The organism is Streptomyces sp. NPDC004051 (genome assembly GCF_053604275.1).
Genome location: NZ_JBSGHG010000003.1, coordinates 248318 through 263109 on the forward strand (window position 1 = coordinate 248318; position 14792 = coordinate 263109).

General features: G+C 70.0%; 16 protein-coding genes and 3 tRNA genes. 4 read left to right on the forward strand and 15 right to left on the reverse strand.

What is annotated here, in order from left to right; translation table 11 throughout:
• Positions 1–81: 81 nt before the first annotated feature.
• Together secE and ACWEQO_RS06455 are read right to left on the reverse strand one after the other, a co-directional pair.
• A complete protein-coding gene (gene secE / locus ACWEQO_RS06450; protein WP_361449839.1) occupies positions 82–369 on the reverse strand; it encodes a preprotein translocase subunit SecE in 288 nt (95 codons plus the stop codon).
• A 108-nt stretch (positions 370–477) separates the two neighbouring features.
• A tRNA-Trp gene (locus tag ACWEQO_RS06455) sits at positions 478–550 on the reverse strand.
• A 270-nt stretch (positions 551–820) separates the two neighbouring features.
• Between ACWEQO_RS06455 and ACWEQO_RS06460 the strand changes: the two genes are divergently transcribed.
• Both ACWEQO_RS06460 and ACWEQO_RS06465 read left to right on the forward strand, forming a co-directional pair.
• On the forward strand, positions 821–2047 hold the full coding sequence (locus tag ACWEQO_RS06460) for a pyridoxal phosphate-dependent aminotransferase (protein WP_361449836.1): 1227 nt from the start codon (positions 821–823) through the stop codon (positions 2045–2047).
• A 144-nt stretch (positions 2048–2191) separates the two neighbouring features.
• Complete coding sequence (locus ACWEQO_RS06465; RefSeq protein WP_361449833.1) at positions 2192–3232, forward strand: adenosine deaminase; 1041 nt, start codon at positions 2192–2194, stop codon at positions 3230–3232.
• A gap of 39 nt (positions 3233–3271) precedes the next feature.
• Here ACWEQO_RS06465 and ACWEQO_RS06470 read toward each other — a convergent pair whose 3' ends face one another.
• From ACWEQO_RS06470 to ACWEQO_RS06510, 9 genes are all read right to left on the reverse strand, one after another.
• Positions 3272–4327: a UDP-N-acetylmuramate dehydrogenase gene (locus tag ACWEQO_RS06470; RefSeq protein WP_361449830.1), complete on the reverse strand. Its 1056-nt coding sequence runs from the start codon at positions 4325–4327 to the stop codon at positions 3272–3274.
• A 70-nt stretch (positions 4328–4397) separates the two neighbouring features.
• Positions 4398–4778 (reverse strand): DUF3291 domain-containing protein, encoded by a 381-nt coding sequence (locus ACWEQO_RS06475; protein WP_361449827.1) that lies wholly within the window; start codon positions 4776–4778, stop codon positions 4398–4400.
• A 62-nt stretch (positions 4779–4840) separates the two neighbouring features.
• Positions 4841–6304 (reverse strand): MFS transporter, encoded by a 1464-nt coding sequence (locus ACWEQO_RS06480; protein ID WP_452979537.1) that lies wholly within the window; start codon positions 6302–6304, stop codon positions 4841–4843.
• Between the two features lie 101 nt (positions 6305–6405).
• Positions 6406–6975, reverse strand: coding sequence for a TetR/AcrR family transcriptional regulator (locus tag ACWEQO_RS06485; RefSeq protein ID WP_361449821.1), 570 nt, complete (start codon positions 6973–6975; stop codon positions 6406–6408).
• Between the two features lie 125 nt (positions 6976–7100).
• On the reverse strand, positions 7101–7535 hold the full coding sequence (locus ACWEQO_RS06490; protein ID WP_361450343.1) for a MaoC family dehydratase: 435 nt from the start codon (positions 7533–7535) through the stop codon (positions 7101–7103).
• A gap of 8 nt (positions 7536–7543) precedes the next feature.
• Positions 7544–7996: an FAS1-like dehydratase domain-containing protein gene (locus ACWEQO_RS06495; RefSeq protein ID WP_452979541.1), complete on the reverse strand. Its 453-nt coding sequence runs from the start codon at positions 7994–7996 to the stop codon at positions 7544–7546.
• A 140-nt stretch (positions 7997–8136) separates the two neighbouring features.
• Complete coding sequence (gene rpmG, locus ACWEQO_RS06500; RefSeq protein WP_003948671.1) at positions 8137–8301, reverse strand: 50S ribosomal protein L33; 165 nt, start codon at positions 8299–8301, stop codon at positions 8137–8139.
• 87 nt (positions 8302–8388) lie between these two features.
• Positions 8389–8461 (reverse strand) — tRNA-Met (locus tag ACWEQO_RS06505).
• Between the two features lie 46 nt (positions 8462–8507).
• Positions 8508–8580 (reverse strand) — tRNA-Thr (locus ACWEQO_RS06510).
• A 240-nt stretch (positions 8581–8820) separates the two neighbouring features.
• On the opposite strand from ACWEQO_RS06510, the gene ACWEQO_RS06515 reads away from it, so the two are divergent.
• Positions 8821–10098: an amidohydrolase family protein gene (locus ACWEQO_RS06515; protein ID WP_452979544.1), complete on the forward strand. Its 1278-nt coding sequence runs from the start codon at positions 8821–8823 to the stop codon at positions 10096–10098.
• A 73-nt stretch (positions 10099–10171) separates the two neighbouring features.
• On the forward strand, positions 10172–10828 hold the full coding sequence (locus tag ACWEQO_RS06520; RefSeq protein ID WP_361449812.1) for an NAD(P)H-binding protein: 657 nt from the start codon (positions 10172–10174) through the stop codon (positions 10826–10828).
• A gap of 39 nt (positions 10829–10867) precedes the next feature.
• On the opposite strand, the gene ACWEQO_RS06525 is transcribed toward ACWEQO_RS06520, so the two are convergent.
• From ACWEQO_RS06525 to ACWEQO_RS06540, 4 genes are all read right to left on the reverse strand, one after another.
• Positions 10868–11080 carry a hypothetical protein gene (locus tag ACWEQO_RS06525; RefSeq protein ID WP_361449809.1) on the reverse strand — a complete coding sequence of 71 codons (213 nt, stop codon included), beginning with the start codon at positions 11078–11080 and terminating at the stop codon, positions 10868–10870.
• A 317-nt stretch (positions 11081–11397) separates the two neighbouring features.
• Positions 11398–12225, reverse strand: a complete 828-nt coding sequence (locus ACWEQO_RS06530) for a hypothetical protein (RefSeq protein WP_452979548.1) — start codon at positions 12223–12225, stop codon at positions 11398–11400.
• A gap of 376 nt (positions 12226–12601) precedes the next feature.
• Positions 12602–13522, reverse strand: a complete 921-nt coding sequence (locus ACWEQO_RS06535) for a pentapeptide repeat-containing protein (protein WP_452979551.1) — start codon at positions 13520–13522, stop codon at positions 12602–12604.
• A 553-nt stretch (positions 13523–14075) separates the two neighbouring features.
• Entirely contained in the window at positions 14076–14741 is a 666-nt protein-coding gene (locus tag ACWEQO_RS06540) for a YdcF family protein (protein WP_452979554.1), read from the reverse strand.
• Positions 14742–14792 lie beyond the last annotated feature (51 nt).

A 14792-nucleotide genomic window follows, 5' to 3' on the forward strand; every position in this document is an offset into this window, starting at 1 on the left:
GGTGGCTGCTTCTTCCTGGATACATAGGGGTGGAACACGCGAAAATGAGCGCCGGGTACCTCGGCGCTCTTCGCTGGCGGCTCAGCCGAAGACGTACTTCGCGGCTTGACCGAACCCATAGTCGAACAGAGTGACCAGGCCGATCATGAAGACCACGAAGATGATCACCGCGGTGGTGTACGAAGACAACTGGCTGCGTGTCGGCCAGACAACCTTACGAAGCTCCGCCACGATCTGCCGGTAGAAGAGCGCCAGACGCTTCAGTGGGCCCTTCTTGGCCCGCTTGCCGCCCCTGCGGTTCTTCTTCCTGGCGTCCGGCGTCTCGTCCTCGGCATCAGGCATGTCGATGGAGCCCACGGCGTCCGTCACTCGTCCTCACCTGATTCCGGGTCGTGGCCGTGCCGCGCCCGGTATGAGCCGCACGGCGATGCATTGCTGTACGTACATGCGTACACATCCTGGCTGAGGTGTGTGCAGCAGGGCCGGAGGGACTCGAACCCCCAACCGCTGGTTTTGGAGACCAGTGCTCTACCAATTGAGCTACGACCCTTTGTGTGTCCCCCAACGTACCGCATTCACACGGATGCTTGGTGTGCACCCGGCGAGGGCAGCCGGTGAAGGCCAACGAGGTGTGAGTGTACGTGTTCCGACGCCGGGCGTCGAACAGAAAGCGCCCGGGACGGGCCTTCTGGTGCAAGATCGTCCAGGCCGCGGGGCTCCGGAAGAACGGATACGGACTGGTGTTCAGGGGTTTGCCGGCATCTGCTCAGTCTGTGAAACCCCCCTGCCGGACGGGTTTCCGGTCTGGAACGATGGGTTCATGAGCGCTGCAACTCCTCCCACCGAGCGCCGGGTCTCCGCCCGGGTCGGTGCGATCTCCGAGTCCGCCACCCTCGCCGTGGACGCCAAGGCCAAGGCCCTCAAGGCCGCCGGGCGCCCGGTGATCGGCTTCGGAGCCGGTGAGCCCGACTTCCCGACTCCGGACTACATCGTCGACGCCGCGATCGAGGCGTGCAGGAACCCGAAGTACCACCGGTACACGCCGGCCGGCGGACTGCCCGAGCTGAAGGCCGCGATCGCCGCGAAGACGCTGCGCGACTCCGGCTACGAGGTGGACCCCGCCCAGGTCCTCGTCACCAACGGCGGCAAGCAGGCCATCTACGAGGCCTTCGCCGCGATCCTCGACCCGGGCGACGAGGTCATCGTCCCGGCGCCGTACTGGACGACGTACCCGGAGTCGATCCGGCTGGCCGGCGGTGTCCCGGTCGAGGTCGTCGCCGACGAGACGACCGGCTACCGGGTCAGCGTGGAGCAGCTGGAGGCCGCGCGGACGGAGAAGACCAAGGTCGTCCTGTTCGTCTCCCCCTCGAACCCGACCGGCGCGGTCTACAGCGCCGAGGACGCCGAGGCGATCGGCCGCTGGGCGGTCGAGCACGGGCTGTGGGTGCTGACCGACGAGATCTACGAGCACCTGGTCTACGGCGACGCCGTCTTCACCTCGCTGCCCGCCGTCCTGCCCGAGCTGCGGGACAAGTGCATCGTGGTCAACGGCGTCGCCAAGACGTACGCGATGACCGGCTGGCGGGTCGGCTGGATCATCGGCCCGAAGGACGTCGTGAAGGCGGCGACCAACCTGCAGTCCCACGCCACGTCGAACGTGTCGAACGTCGCCCAGGTGGCAGCGCTGGCCGCGGTCTCCGGCTCCCTGGACGCGGTCGCCACGATGCGTGAGGCCTTCGACCGCCGGCGCCGGACCATCGTGCGGATGCTCAACGAGATCGACGGCGTGGTCTGCCCGGAACCCGAGGGCGCGTTCTACGCCTACCCGTCGGTGAAGGCCCTGATCGGCAAGGAGATCCGGGGCAAGCGGCCGCAGAACTCCGTCGAACTGGCCGCGCTCATCCTGGAGGAGGTCGAGGTCGCGGTCGTGCCCGGCGAGGCCTTCGGCACCCCGGGGTACCTGCGGCTGTCCTACGCGCTGGGCGACGAGGACCTGGTGGAGGGCGTGAGCCGGATCCAGAAGCTGCTGGCGGAGGCGCGGGACTGAGTCCCCGCACCGTGAGCGCCCCGGCGGGCCGCCTCCCCTTCGCGGGAGGCGGCCCGCTTCCGTTCACCAGGTCTCATGTGCGAGCAAGACCACGTTCAGGGAAAGCGCTACCGGGGCTGCCGGGACGTGCGGCACCATCCTGGAATGGAACGTGTACGTGATGTCTCCCTGCTGCCGAAAGCCCATCTGCACCTGCACTTCACCGGGTCGATGCGGCCCGCCACCGTACTGGAGCTGGCCGACAAGTACGGCGTGCGCCTCCCCGAGACGCTGACCGACGCGCTGACCAGCGGGGAACCGCCGAGTCTGCGGGCCACGGACGAGCGGGGCTGGTTCCGGTTCCAGCGGCTGTACGACGCCGCCCGCTCCTGTCTGAGGGAGCCGGAGGACATCTACCGGCTGGTGCTGGAGGCGGCGGAGGAGGACCTGAAGGACGGCTCGGGCTGGCTGGAGATCCAGGTGGACCCCACGTCGTACGCGCCGCGGCTGGGCGGGCTGATCCCGACGCTGGAGATCATCCTGGACGCGGTGGACGTGGCGCGGCGGGACACCGGGCTCGGGATCAGGGTGCTGGTCGCCGCGAACCGGATGAGGCACCACCTGGACGCGCGCACGCTGGCCCGGCTGGCGGTGCGGTACGCCGACCGGGGGGTCGTCGGGTTCGGTCTGTCCAACGACGAGCGGCGCGGAATGGCCCGGGACTTCGACCGGGCGTTCGCCATCGCGCGCGAGGGCGGGCTGTTGTCGGCGCCGCACGGGGGTGAACTGGCCGGGCCCGCGTCCGTGCGGGACTGCCTGGACGACCTGGAGGCCGACCGGATCGGGCACGGCGTGCGGGCGGCGGAGGACCCGCGGCTGCTGCAGCGGCTCGCGGACCGGCAGGTGACGTGCGAGGTGTGCCCGGCGTCGAACGTGGCGCTGGGGGTGTACGAGAAGCCGGGGGACGTGCCGTTGCGGCGGCTGTTCGAGGCGGGCGTGCCGCTCGCGCTGGGGGCGGACGATCCGCTGCTGTTCGGCTCGCGGCTGGCGGCGCAGTACGAGATCGCGCGCCAGTACCACGGGTTCACGGACGCGGAGCTGGCGGAGCTGGCACGGCAGTCGGTGCGGGGGTCGGTGGCGCCGGAGGAGGTCAAGGCGGAGCTGCTGGCGGGGATCGACGCGTGGCTGGTGGGGCCGGGGACGTGAGGGCGCCGTCGGAGGGGCCCGGGCCGAGGGGGCCGGCGGTCAGAGGGTGACGCCCACGGTCACCGGCTCGTTGGTGAGGGTGATGCCGAAGGTCCGGTGGACGCCGGCCACGACCTCGCGGGCGAGGGCCAGGAGGTCCTCGGTGGTGGCGTGGCCACGGTTGGTGAGGGCGAGGGTGTGCTTGGTGGAGATGCGGGCCGGGCCGTCGCCGTAGCCCTTGGTGAAGCCGGCCTTGTCGATCAGCCAGGCGGCGGAGGTCTTGGTGTGGCCCTCGCCCGCGGGGTACGCGGGGGGTTCCGTGTCGGGGCCGAGGAGCTGCCGCGCCCGGTCCCGGAAGGCCGTGAACTCCGCGGTGGTCAGGATGGGGTTGGTGAAGAAGGAGCCGGCCGACCAGGTGTCGTGGTCCTCGGGGTCCAGGACCATGCCCTTGCCCGCGCGGAGCCCCAGCACCGTCTCGCGGGCCGCGGCCAGGGGGACGCGGTCGCCCTGTTCCACGCCGAGGGCGCGGGCCGTCTCGGCGTACTTCACGGGGCCGGAGAGGCCGTCGGCGTCCTCCAGCTCGAAGCGGACCCGCAGGACGACGTAGCGCTCGGGGTCGGCCTTGAAGCGGCTGTGGCGGTAGGAGAAGGCGCACTCCTCGTTGGCCAGGGTGACCGTCTCACCGGCGGTGCGGTCGTAGGCGACCACCTCGGTGATCGTGGAGGAGACTTCCTGGCCGTACGCGCCGACGTTCTGGATCGGGGTCGCGCCCGCCGAGCCGGGGATGCCGGCCAGGCATTCGATGCCAGCCAGTCCGGCCTCCACGGTGCGGGCGACGGCGTCGCTCCACACCTCGCCCGCCGCCAGTTCCAGGCGGGTGCCGTCGAGGGTGACGCCCTTGGTGGCGATGACGAGCGCGGTGCCGTCGAAGCCCTTGTCGCCGACGACCAGGTTCGAACCGCCGCCGATGAGCAGCAGCGGCGTGCCGTCGGCGTCGGCCTGGCGGACGACGGCGATCACCTCGTCGTCGGTCGTCGCGGTGACCAGCCTGGTCGCGGGTCCGCCCAGGCGGAACGTGGTCAGCGGGGCGAGGGGGGCGTCGTGGAGTTCCTGCACGGGCTCAAGACTAAGGCCCCCGCCGGAACGGGCCGGCGGGGGCGGTGGGCGCGCCTTCACACGGGTGCCCTCAGGAGAGGCGGCGCCGGACCTCGGACCAGTCGACGGGGAGGTCCTCGCTCTTCGCGGTCCAGCCGGCGAACTCGGCGTCGCGCATCTGTGCGGCGAGCCCTCGGGCAGTCGGTCCGTGCGGGCCGGTGCGGGCGAACTCGCCGAGGGCCCTCTTGGACTCCCAGGCGGACAGGGTCCAGAAGGTCCGGCGCAGCGGCTCTGCCTTCAGGGAGGCTCCGTACGCGCCGGGGGCCCTGCTGACCTGCCGCCACACGCCGGGGGTCCTGAGGAGGAAGCGCAGGGCTCCCCAGAGGGTGCGGGTCTCGAAGCGGGAGGCGAAGACGTGCACTTCGGTGTGGGGCGGCGGGGGGTTCGGGACGGTCCAGGGGAGGGTGGGCATGGCCGGGTCCTTCCGTGCTGGGAGTGGGCGCGGGTGCGCGGGTGAGTGGTGCTTCGAGACGTTCAGGAGGCCGTTTCCAGCGCTGTCTCCGGCGCCTTCTCCGGCGTCTGAGCGGCCGAGGTCGGGCGGGGGGCGGCGGGCCCGCGGCCCGGCACGAACAGGGCCGCGATGCCCGCGAAGGCGACTGCCGCGGCGCCGGTGACCAGCGCCGGCCGCATGCCGTCGACGAAGGCCCGGCCGGACTCGTAGCCGCCGCGGGCCGCGAAGATCGACGCCATGATCGCGATGCCGAGTGCGCCGCCCACCTCGCGCAGGGCGTTGTTGGCTCCGGAGGCGATGCCCTGCTCCTCCGGGCGGACGCTGGACATCACCAGGTGGGCGGCCGGGGCGAAGTACAGCGCCATGCCGATGCCGCTGACGATCAGGGCGGGCAGCTGGGCGGCGTAGGAGGCGTCGGCCGTCGCCACCACCGCGAGGTGGGCGAGGCCGAGCGCCTGCAGGAACAGGCCCGTGGCGACGACCGGGCGGCCGCCGAGGCGGTCGGAGAGGATGCCGGCGATCGGGGCGACGAGCATCGGCATGCCGGTCCAGGGCAGCATCCGCAGGCCCGCCTCGGTGGGCGAGTAGCCGAGTACGCCCTGCATGTACTGGCTGAGCAGGAAGATCGAGCCGAACATGCCGAGGAACATCAGCAGGCTCGCCGCGTTGATGCCGGAGAAGGCGCGGGAGCGGAACAGCCGCATCGGCAGCATGGGGTTCCTGGCCCGGACACTGTGGTGGACGAAGCCGACGAGCAGCGCCGTCCCGGTGAACAGGCCGGTCAGGACGGTGGTGCCGGTCCAGCCGTCGACGGGCCCGCGGACCAGGCCGTAGACGATGCCGAAGAGGCCGCCGCCGGCGAGCAGGGTGCCGGGCAGGTCGAGCGGGGCCCCGGTGCCGTGGGACTCGGCGAGGCGCAGGCGGGCCAGCGGGATGAGGGCCAGGCCGAGCGGGACGTTCAGCCAGAAGATCCACTGCCAGGAGATGTGCTCGGTGAGGCTGCCGCCGACCAGCGGCCCCGAGGCCACGGCGAGGCCGTTCACCGCTCCCCAGACGCCGTAGGCCGCGCCGCGCCGGGCTTCGGGCACGGCCGCCGTGAGCAGGGTGAGGGTGAGGGGCGTCATGACCGCGGCGCCGGCGCCCTGCACCGCGCGGGCGGCGATCAGTGAGTCGATGCCGGGTGCCATGGCCGCCGCGGCGGAGGCCGCGGTGAAGACGGTGATCCCGGTGATGAAGAGCCGACGGCGGCCGAAGCGGTCGCCGAGGGCCGCGCCGAACATCAGCAGGACGGCGAAGGTGAGCGTGTAGGCGCTCACGGTCCATTCCAGGTCGTGCAGGGCGCCGCCCAGGTCCTCGCGGATGGAGGGCAGTGCGGTGGTGACGACGAGGTTGTCGAGGGCCGCCATGAAGCCGGCGACGCTGGTGATGACGAGGGCCCAGACGGCCTGCCCTCCACGTGCGGTGGTCCGTTGTGCCGTTTGCGTCATCCGTGTCATCGCTCCCCCGGGGGATGATCTTGTTAGTTATTGATGACTAACTTTCCTGCTCATGGAAAGACGGCGGCGGCCTCCCGCCCCTTCCCCCTCCGCTACTCCTCCGGCGCGCCCTTGAGTCGCGCCGACAGGTCGAGCCCTTCCCAGACCCGGTGTCCGGCCGGGAACCCCATGGCGGCCAGGCAGTTGATGAGCATGCCGTGGGCCATGAAGTCCGTCGTCTCGTGGGCGTCGGCCCCCAGCGCGAGGTGGACGACGTCCCACAGCCGCAGCCAGCCGGCGCGCACCGTCTCACCGAACTCGCGGTCACCCTCCTGCTCGGCGGCCGCCACCGCGAGGTACATCTGCATCTGCATCATCAGCAGCTCGGGGCGTTCCGCGATGGTCCGCGTGTAAGCGCTCGCCATGGCGTGCAGGGCCTCTTCGCCCTCCAGCCCCTCGGAGGCCTCCGTGAACATGCGGATGGTGTCCGCCACGCAGCGTTCCGCCGCGGCCAGGAAGATGGCCTTCTTCCCCGGGAAGAGCCGGAAGAGGTACGGCTGCGAGACGCCGACCCGCTTGGCGATCGCCTCGGTCGACGTGCCGTGGTAGCCGCCGCGGGCGAACTCGGCGCTCGCCGCGCGGACGATGCTCTCGCGCCGCTCCTCCGCACTCATCCTGGCCATGCAACGAAGTTAGTACTCAATCACTAACTCGGTCAAGCGCTGACCGCGGAAAGAAGCGAGGCGCGGCGGGACGGCTCAAGGGGCGTCCTCCGCGGAGGACGCCCCTTGGCACGGGAACCCGCGGGTCAGGCGAGTCGTACGACCGCCCGGGACATCCCCAGCACCTTCTGCCCGGCGCTGGTCGCCGTAAGGTCGACGCGGACCGTGCGCTCGTGGTCGTCGAGCTTGGCCGCTACCTTGCCGCTGACCTCGATGGTGGCGCCCTGCTCGTCGTTGGGGACGACGACCGGCCGGGTGAAGCGGACGCCGTACTCGACGACCGCACCCGGATCGCCCACCCAGTCGGTGACCACACGGATCGCCTCGGCCATGGTGAACATGCCGTGCCCGATGACGTCGGGCAGGCCGACCTCCTTGGCGAACTTCTCGTTCCAGTGAATGGGGTTGAAGTCACCGGAGGCGCCCGCGTACTGGACCAGGGTGGCCCGGGTCACGGGGAACGTCTGCGCGGGCAGCTCGGTGCCGACCTCGACGTCGGCGTAGGGGATCTTCGCCGTCATGATGCTGCTCACGCCTCCTCGGCGGCCCGGGCCACCAGCTTGGTCCAGGCGGTCACGACGTGCTCGCCGGCCTCGTCGTGCACCTCGCCGCGGATGTCCAGGATGTCGTTGCCCGCCATCGACTTGATCGCCTCGATGGTCGAGGTGACGGTGAGCCGGTCTCCGGCGCGCACCGGGCGGCGGTAGGCGAACCTCTGGTCGCCGTGCACCACCCTGCTGTAGTCCAGACCGAGCCGGGGATCGGCGACGACCTCGCCGGCGGCCTTGAAGGTGATCGCGAACACGAAGGTCGGCGGGGCGATCACATCGGGGTGGCCGAGCGCCTTGGCGGCCTCCGCGTCCGTGTACGCCGGATTGGCGTCCCCCACCGCTTCGGCGAACTCGCGGATCTTCTCCCGGCCCACCTCATAGGGATCGGTGGGCGGGTAGCTCCGTCCCACGAAGGACTGGTCGAGCGCCATGCGCGCGGCACCTCCTGTGTCTGGCTGTGTCTGGTCCGGCCCTGGGCGGCCTGAATCCGGTACGGCCGTGGTCGGCCGGTGGGCAGAACGACGCGAGGCCGCCCCCTGACAACGGGGACGGCCTCGCGTGCGAGCCTGATTTATCGCGTTTCGCGGTGCGCGGTGTGCGCATTGCAACGCGGGCAGTGCTTCTTCATCTCAAGACGGTCCGGGTTGTTACGCCGGTTCTTCTTGGTGATGTAGTTCCGCTCCTTGCACTCCACGCAGGCCAGCGTGATCTTCGGGCGGACGTCGGTGGCAGCCACGTGAGTGCTCCTTGACGAACGGATAGACGAATGAACACAGAAAGAGTAGCCGACTGAAGGACCGACCCCGCAATCGGCTACTGCGTGTAGCGGTGACCGGACTTGAACCGGTGACACAGCGATTATGAGCCGCTTGCTCTACCGACTGAGCTACACCGCTGCGATGCGGTCGGGCCCCGCCTCGCGGCGGGAACCTCACACACCAGAGCCCCAAAACGGAATCGAACCGTTGACCTTCTCCTTACCATGGAGACGCTCTGCCGACTGAGCTATTGGGGCGAGCGAGGAAGACATTACACGCTCCGCCGCCGTTCACCCAAATCCGTTTCGCGACCCCTGACCCACCCCGTGGCGCGCACGTCCCGCGGGCGAAGCAGCTCCCGCTCGACCACGCCGGTACGACTATTGCGCTCCTCCCGGCGAGGGGTGGGCGACCACCCTAGGCTCGACTCACTCTGCGTGATCTTCTCTCTGTGTGATCCTGCGACGACCGCGCGCAGTCCGAGCCCCAGGAGCGCGATGCCCGACAGTCGGCCTCAGCCGCCGCCCCCCTCGTCGCCCTCGTCGCCCTTCGGCCCGGTCGCCCCGGAGCCGCTCCTGCTGTGCGGCGCGCGGCTCACCGACGGCCGGACCGTGGACGTGCGGCTGGGTGGCGGGCGCATCGAGGCGGTCGGCACGGCCGGCAGCCTGACCTCGGACGGCACCCGTGAAGGCGGCACCCGGGTCGATCTCACCGGCCATCTGCTCCTTCCGGCCCCCGCCGAGCCGCACAGTCACGCCGACACCGCCCTCTCCGCCGACACCGACGGCCCCGTCTCCTACGACCCCCAGGACGTCCGGCGCCGGGCGACGGAGGCCGCGCTGCTCCAGCTCGGGCACGGGGCGACGGCACTGCGGGCGCATGTCCGCGTGGACGACGTGACCGGGCTCGGCGCACTGACCGCCGTACTGGAGGTCGAACACGCGCTGCGCGGGCTGACCGAGCTGACGACGGCGGCGATGCCGCGCGTGCTGACCGGGGCGGCCGGAGCGGACGGGCTCGCGATGCTGCGGGACGCGGTGAAGATGGGCGCGTCGGTGGTGGGCGGCTGTCCGGACCTCGACCCCGACCCCACGGGGTATGTGGAGGCGGTCCTGGAGGTCGCCGCCGAGCACGGCGTCCCCGTCGATCTGCACACCGACACCGCCGACCCCGCCCGCCTGGCCCGGCTCGCGGCGATGGCGGGCGGGCTGCGACCGGGGGTGACGCTCAGCCCGTGCGGCGGCCTCGGACGGCTGCCCGCCGAAGCGGCCTCGCGGACCGCGGACCAACTGGCGGCGGCCGGGGTGACCGTGGTGTGCCTGCCGCAGGGCGGCTGCGGCAGCGTCGACCGCCGGGGCACGGCTCCCGTACGGCTGCTGCGCGCGGCGGGCGTCCGGGTGGTGGCCGGGAGCGGTGCCCTGCGGGACGTGTCGAACCCGGTCGGCCGGGGCGACCCGCTGGAGGCGGCGTACCTGCTGGCCTCCCGTCACGGACTGTCCCCCGAGGACGCCTACGACGCGGTGAGCACCTCGGCACGGGCGGCCCTGGGGCTTCCCGAGGTACGGGTGGAGGCGGGTTTCCCCGCCGAACTCCTCGCGGTCCGCGGCGACCGGCTGCCGGCGGCCCTGTCTCTGGCGTACAGCCGGGTCGTGGTGCACCGAGGGCGCGTGGTGACCCGCACGAGCGCGGTGCGCGAGTACTGCGGTCCGACGACGGCACCGCCCGCGGAGCCGGGACGAGGGCTGCCCCGGCAGGGACGTGGCGAGACGTCGTAGGCCTGTCCCGTTCGGGAGGCCGTGTTCGGGGCGTCGCGGGCGGATGCGATCGTCCCGGCGTACGGTCGAAGACATGCGCATTGTCATCGCTGGTGGTCATGGTCAGATCGCGCTGCGGCTGGAGCGGTTGCTCGTCGCGCGCGGGGACGAAGTGGCGGGCGTCATCCGCAAACCCGAACAGGCCGACGCGCTGCGGCAGCTCGGCGTCGAACCGGTCGTACTCGACCTGGAGTCGGCGTCGGTGGAGGAGGTGGCGGAGCAACTCCGGGGCGCGGACGCCGCGGTGTTCGCCGCTGGCGCCGGTCCGGGCAGCGGCGCGGCACGCAAGGAGACGGTGGACAAGGCCGCGGCGGTCCTCTTCGCCGACGCGGCGGTCCGTGCGGGCGTACGGCGGTTCGTGGTCGTCTCCTCGATGGGCGCGGACCCCGCCCACGAGGGGGACGAGGTCTTCGACGTGTACCAGCGCGCGAAGGGCGAGGCCGACGCGTACGTACGCGGCCTGGACGCCCTCGACTGGACGATCCTGCGCCCCGGCATGCTCACCGACGAAGCCGGCACCGGCCTGGTCCGTCTGGAGGCGCACACCGGCCGGGGCCCGATCCCCCGGGACGACGTGGCCGCCGTCCTGGCGGAACTGGTGGAGAACTCCGCGACAGCGGGCCTGACCCTGGAACTGATCAGCGGGCCCGTGCCGGTCTCGGTGGCGGTGAAGTCGGTCGCGGGAAACTGAGCCGCTCAGCCGCCGACAGGCTTCCCGGGACAGATGCCGCTAGAACAGCGGCATCTGTCCCGGGAACTCCGGTACGACGTACCCGTCCAGCGCGGGCTGCCCGGCACCGAGCCCGGCGTGTCGACGGGAACCCGCGCACGAGGTGAGCTCTCCGGTCCCCCGGGCGCCGGGCGGATCGTGACGCGCATACCGTCCGGCCACTACGGCGATCTCACGACGGCACTCGGGGCACTGCCTACGACGGGACGACATGGCGCCAGTGTCCCCCGCCCCTCGCCCCACGGCACACCCCGTAAACCGAAGACCCCCTCCCCACCGCGTTTCCGCGGTGGGGAGGGGGTCTTCGGTTGTGGCGGCGCAGGGATTCGAACCTGGGAAGGCTGAGCCGGCAGATTCACAGACCGCGTGAGGTGATCCGCCTGGCCTGGTTCTTGTTCGGCCTGCCGCCCATCTGCCCCACAGGCACCCCACCGACCGCCGCCGTGGCGGAACGCGGGTTACGCGGCCTGATGGGGGGTCACACTGACGAGGGCCGAGAGCGGCGAGATCCCGACCCTGTACCGAGGGCGTCAGCGCACGTCGACGTAGTCGGCCGCGCTGGTGGCGACGCCAGTCGTGGAGTTGCCGTAGTACACCCAGCGGTACGAGCCGTCGACCGAGGCGGTGACCGTGGCTTTCAGGCCCCCGGTGCTGCTGGTGGTGGCCTTCTCGACCGTCTTGAAGGTGTCGGCGCCCTTGGCGCGGAACTGAAGGCTGACCTTACGGCCGCTGTAAGCGCCGTACTTCTTCGTGCTCCAGTTCGCGCGGGTCAGCTTGCCCGTGACGGTGATCGGCTTGCCCTTGGTGACCGGCTCCGGCGAGGCGTTGGTGGTTGCCTTGGCCGCACGCTTGAGCTGGGCGGTCGTGGACCGCGTCTCCAGTTCCCCGGCCTTGAGGCCGCCACTGGCCTTCCACAGCTTCAGCGAGACGCCGACCTTCCAGGTCGTGGCGTCGCTGTTGGAGTCGACGTGCTCCTGGCTCGGGTGCGGGTCGATGTAGAGGTTGCCCTCGCAGCGAGCACGCTTGGAGTCGATCTCGTAGCAGGTGTAGCTGCCCGGCTGGATGAAGTCCTCTCCGGTGTCGGCCGCCGTCTTGATGCTGCCGCGGTAGAGGAAGGGGTACGCATCGTAGCGGGAGGGGTCGGCAGTGCTGTACCCGGAAGGCAGCGCCATGTTGAAACTGATGGGCGGCTCCACCTCCTTCGACGTGCCGACGACGATCGGCTTGCCGTTGTTGATGACGATGTCCGACACGGTGATACCGGTGTCCGCCGCCTGAGCCGTCGGCGCGTTCAGCACCGGGAGCCCCAGCGCCCCAACGAGCGTGGCCACCGCGACGGTTCGTCTGCCTGTCTTCATTCACACCTCATCAGGAGGATGCCATTGCAAGAGGCGGCAGCTTTAAAGCGGGCTGAGTCCACTCACTGTGACCCATGGTTTCACCCGTTTATGCCATCAGTTGGGGAAGGCTGGGGAAACACGGCTTCGCGCGGCTTCCTGCCTCCTTGCGTGCAGTAGGCGTGCGAGATCACCGTGAGGACGCTCCCGGACGTCATGCCACTTTTCCCCCGCTGCTGGCGTGGCTGCCATGACGGTTTCCAGGACGTAGAGCTTCATGGCAGCCCCCTGTCTGATCTGTGCGAAAGCCTCAGCGCCAACGAAATCACGAGGCGTTGGTCCACATGCGACTCACGAAGCGGCCGCTCTTCTCCATCGGGCGGCTCCTGCCAGTCCGCTACCCCTCCTTTGGCAGCCCGGTGGCGTCGGCCCGCTTTGCGCCCTCCAGCTTCACGCCGGCCAGCTTGGCGCCGCTGAAGTCCGTGCCGGTCAGATTCGCGCGAGTAAGGTCCGCGCCACGAAGATCTGCACCCCTCAAAGACGCATCGCTAAGGTTCACGTCGCTCAACTTGGCGTTTCGAAGATCCGCCCCGTCTAGAATGCTCCATTGCAGGTCTACGCATTTTTCTCGCCTGGGCAGCCCAATGACCCCGCATGTCACTTCCACGTCCCGTAGATTCGCGTCCCGAAGACTCACTTGAGCGAGGGTCGCCCTGGCCAGGATCGCCCCCTGGAGATTGATCTTGTCTAGATAAGAACTGTTCAGGTGCGCGCCGTTCAGATTCGCGGCCCGAAGATCCGCTCCGCGCAAATCCGTATGGCGCAAGTCCGCGTTGTACAAGCTCACCCCAGGGAGCTTGATGGCGGCTTTACCAGGAAAGTGGAGGCCGCGGAGATCGGTCTTACTCAGGTCGATGAATGCTCCGGCGTCTCGGTCGGGGTTGCGCCTGGCCAGTGTGGCGATGGCTGCCAGGACGTCTGGCTTCGGCGTCACGGAGTCAGAAATGTCGCCAAGCGGTTTCTTCAAGCTTTCTGTACTCGACCCGGCATGCCGCTGTGCATAGGCGCCCAGTACGGACACAACCGCGGGGTGGTCACGGACGGAGTCCTCCATGATGCGCTGCAGGGCATAGATACCGCCCAGGCGGATGTCCAGGGACTGCGACCCCAGGTTGCCGATTGCGGCGTTGAACCGAGTGGTGATCTGTCCCTGCTCGGAGATCCGGAGTTCCTTGCCGGCCTGTCCGACCTGCATCCAGGTGAACAGCAGCGCCCCCAGAGCGGCGAGCCCTGGGAGACTTACCGCGATCAGACCCACCCACTGCACCCGGTCCCGGCCCTCGGACCTGGACGGCGCAGGTCTGCCGTGGTGTCGACGCCGACTGACACCACGCCGACGTGCAACACGACGAAGCCCCTCGGCACTCAGATTCCCGACCACCTGCTCAGCGCATCTCGCAGGACAAGCATCGGCGACTTTTACTACTCCGGAAGGACCGCAGCCATCCGGTGAAGCGGGTACAGCTCACCTCCCGGAGCGGCTTCGTTCGTGCTCTCGAGGAGCGACGTCACGGCCTCAGCAGTCCGGTGCCCAACGGCCCCCGACCCACCTGCCATGTGCGCCCGCTTGTACGACGAAGGACCCGCTCCGGCGAACGGGGTCTTCGGACTGTGGCCGGGGCCGGGGTCGAACCGGCGACCTTGCGCTTTCCAGGCCGTGTCCTGGCGGCATGGGTCGGCGGAACGGAGTTGACCGATCCAGCCATAGAGGCTGTGTGCGTCCGCGCCGTGCGCTTCTGCAGAGCGCACGAGGCACCTCGTGATGGCTGAAGCATGGCCGCAGCACGTCACGCGGGGCTCCTCCAGCACCATCACTTCCGCTCTGCAGCGTCCGGACCGAGTCGACTCGTGAAGCCGGCGTCGCGCAGGCGCTCATACGCTGCGGCCACGTCCTCGTGGATGCTTTGGTCGATCATGAATCCCTGCTGCGGGTAGACCATGAGCCGCTGCTGGGCCCCGGCCAACATGTCGATCACCAGGCGCGCGTCCCCGAGGGAGTCGACGTACTCGGTCAAGGTCATGGGCGTGGACGTGCTGAGCCACTCGACTTCGGGCCACAGTTTGCGTGCGGTCGCATAGGCCCGTCGTTCCTCGTACGGTTTGCTGACCAGCAGGACGGACGACACAGCGACCTGGTGCTCCTCGAGCAGTGCGCGCGAGAAGCGGATGTTCTCCCCCGTGTTCCGGGCCCGCGGCTCAACGAGGATGACATCGGCCGGCACCCCCAGTTCCATCGCCCGCTCGCGGTAGTGCTCGGCCTCGCCGCGCGGCATGCGGTCGCGTGTGGTGCGGCTGGTCGCCCCGGTGAAGACGATCAGCGGCATCATGCCCCGGTGGTAGAGATCGGCGGTGGTGTCCGCGACTCCGAGGTCATGGCTGCCGAGTCCGACCGCGACAGAGCATGGACGCAGCTCGTGCCTCATCTGCTGGAAGTCCCAGAGCCGTTGAGCGTCGGCCCATGCCTGTGGTGAGATCACTTGCTCTCGCCCTCCGCTTTCGCTGAGTCAGGAACCTTGAAGTCGTACGTC

Coding starts and splice junctions, on each gene's coding strand:
- ACWEQO_RS06460 (WP_361449836.1), top strand. CDS start 821: ATGAGCGCTGCAACTCCTCCCACCGAGCGCCGGGTCTCCGCCCGGGTC.
- ACWEQO_RS06465 (WP_361449833.1), top strand. CDS start 2,192: ATGGAACGTGTACGTGATGTCTCCCTGCTGCCGAAAGCCCATCTGCAC.
- ACWEQO_RS06475 (WP_361449827.1), bottom strand. CDS start 4,778: ATGCCCACCCTCCCCTGGACCGTCCCGAACCCCCCGCCGCCCCACACC.
- ACWEQO_RS06480 (WP_452979537.1), bottom strand. CDS start 6,304: ATGACGCAAACGGCACAACGGACCACCGCACGTGGAGGGCAGGCCGTC.
- ACWEQO_RS06485 (WP_361449821.1), bottom strand. CDS start 6,975: ATGGCCAGGATGAGTGCGGAGGAGCGGCGCGAGAGCATCGTCCGCGCG.
- ACWEQO_RS06490 (WP_361450343.1), bottom strand. CDS start 7,535: ATGACGGCGAAGATCCCCTACGCCGACGTCGAGGTCGGCACCGAGCTG.
- ACWEQO_RS06495 (WP_452979541.1), bottom strand. CDS start 7,996: ATGGCGCTCGACCAGTCCTTCGTGGGACGGAGCTACCCGCCCACCGAT.
- ACWEQO_RS06515 (WP_452979544.1), top strand. CDS start 8,821: ATGCCCGACAGTCGGCCTCAGCCGCCGCCCCCCTCGTCGCCCTCGTCG.
- ACWEQO_RS06520 (WP_361449812.1), top strand. CDS start 10,172: ATGCGCATTGTCATCGCTGGTGGTCATGGTCAGATCGCGCTGCGGCTG.
- ACWEQO_RS06525 (WP_361449809.1), bottom strand. CDS start 11,080: ATGTCGTCCCGTCGTAGGCAGTGCCCCGAGTGCCGTCGTGAGATCGCC.
- ACWEQO_RS06530 (WP_452979548.1), bottom strand. CDS start 12,225: ATGAAGACAGGCAGACGAACCGTCGCGGTGGCCACGCTCGTTGGGGCG.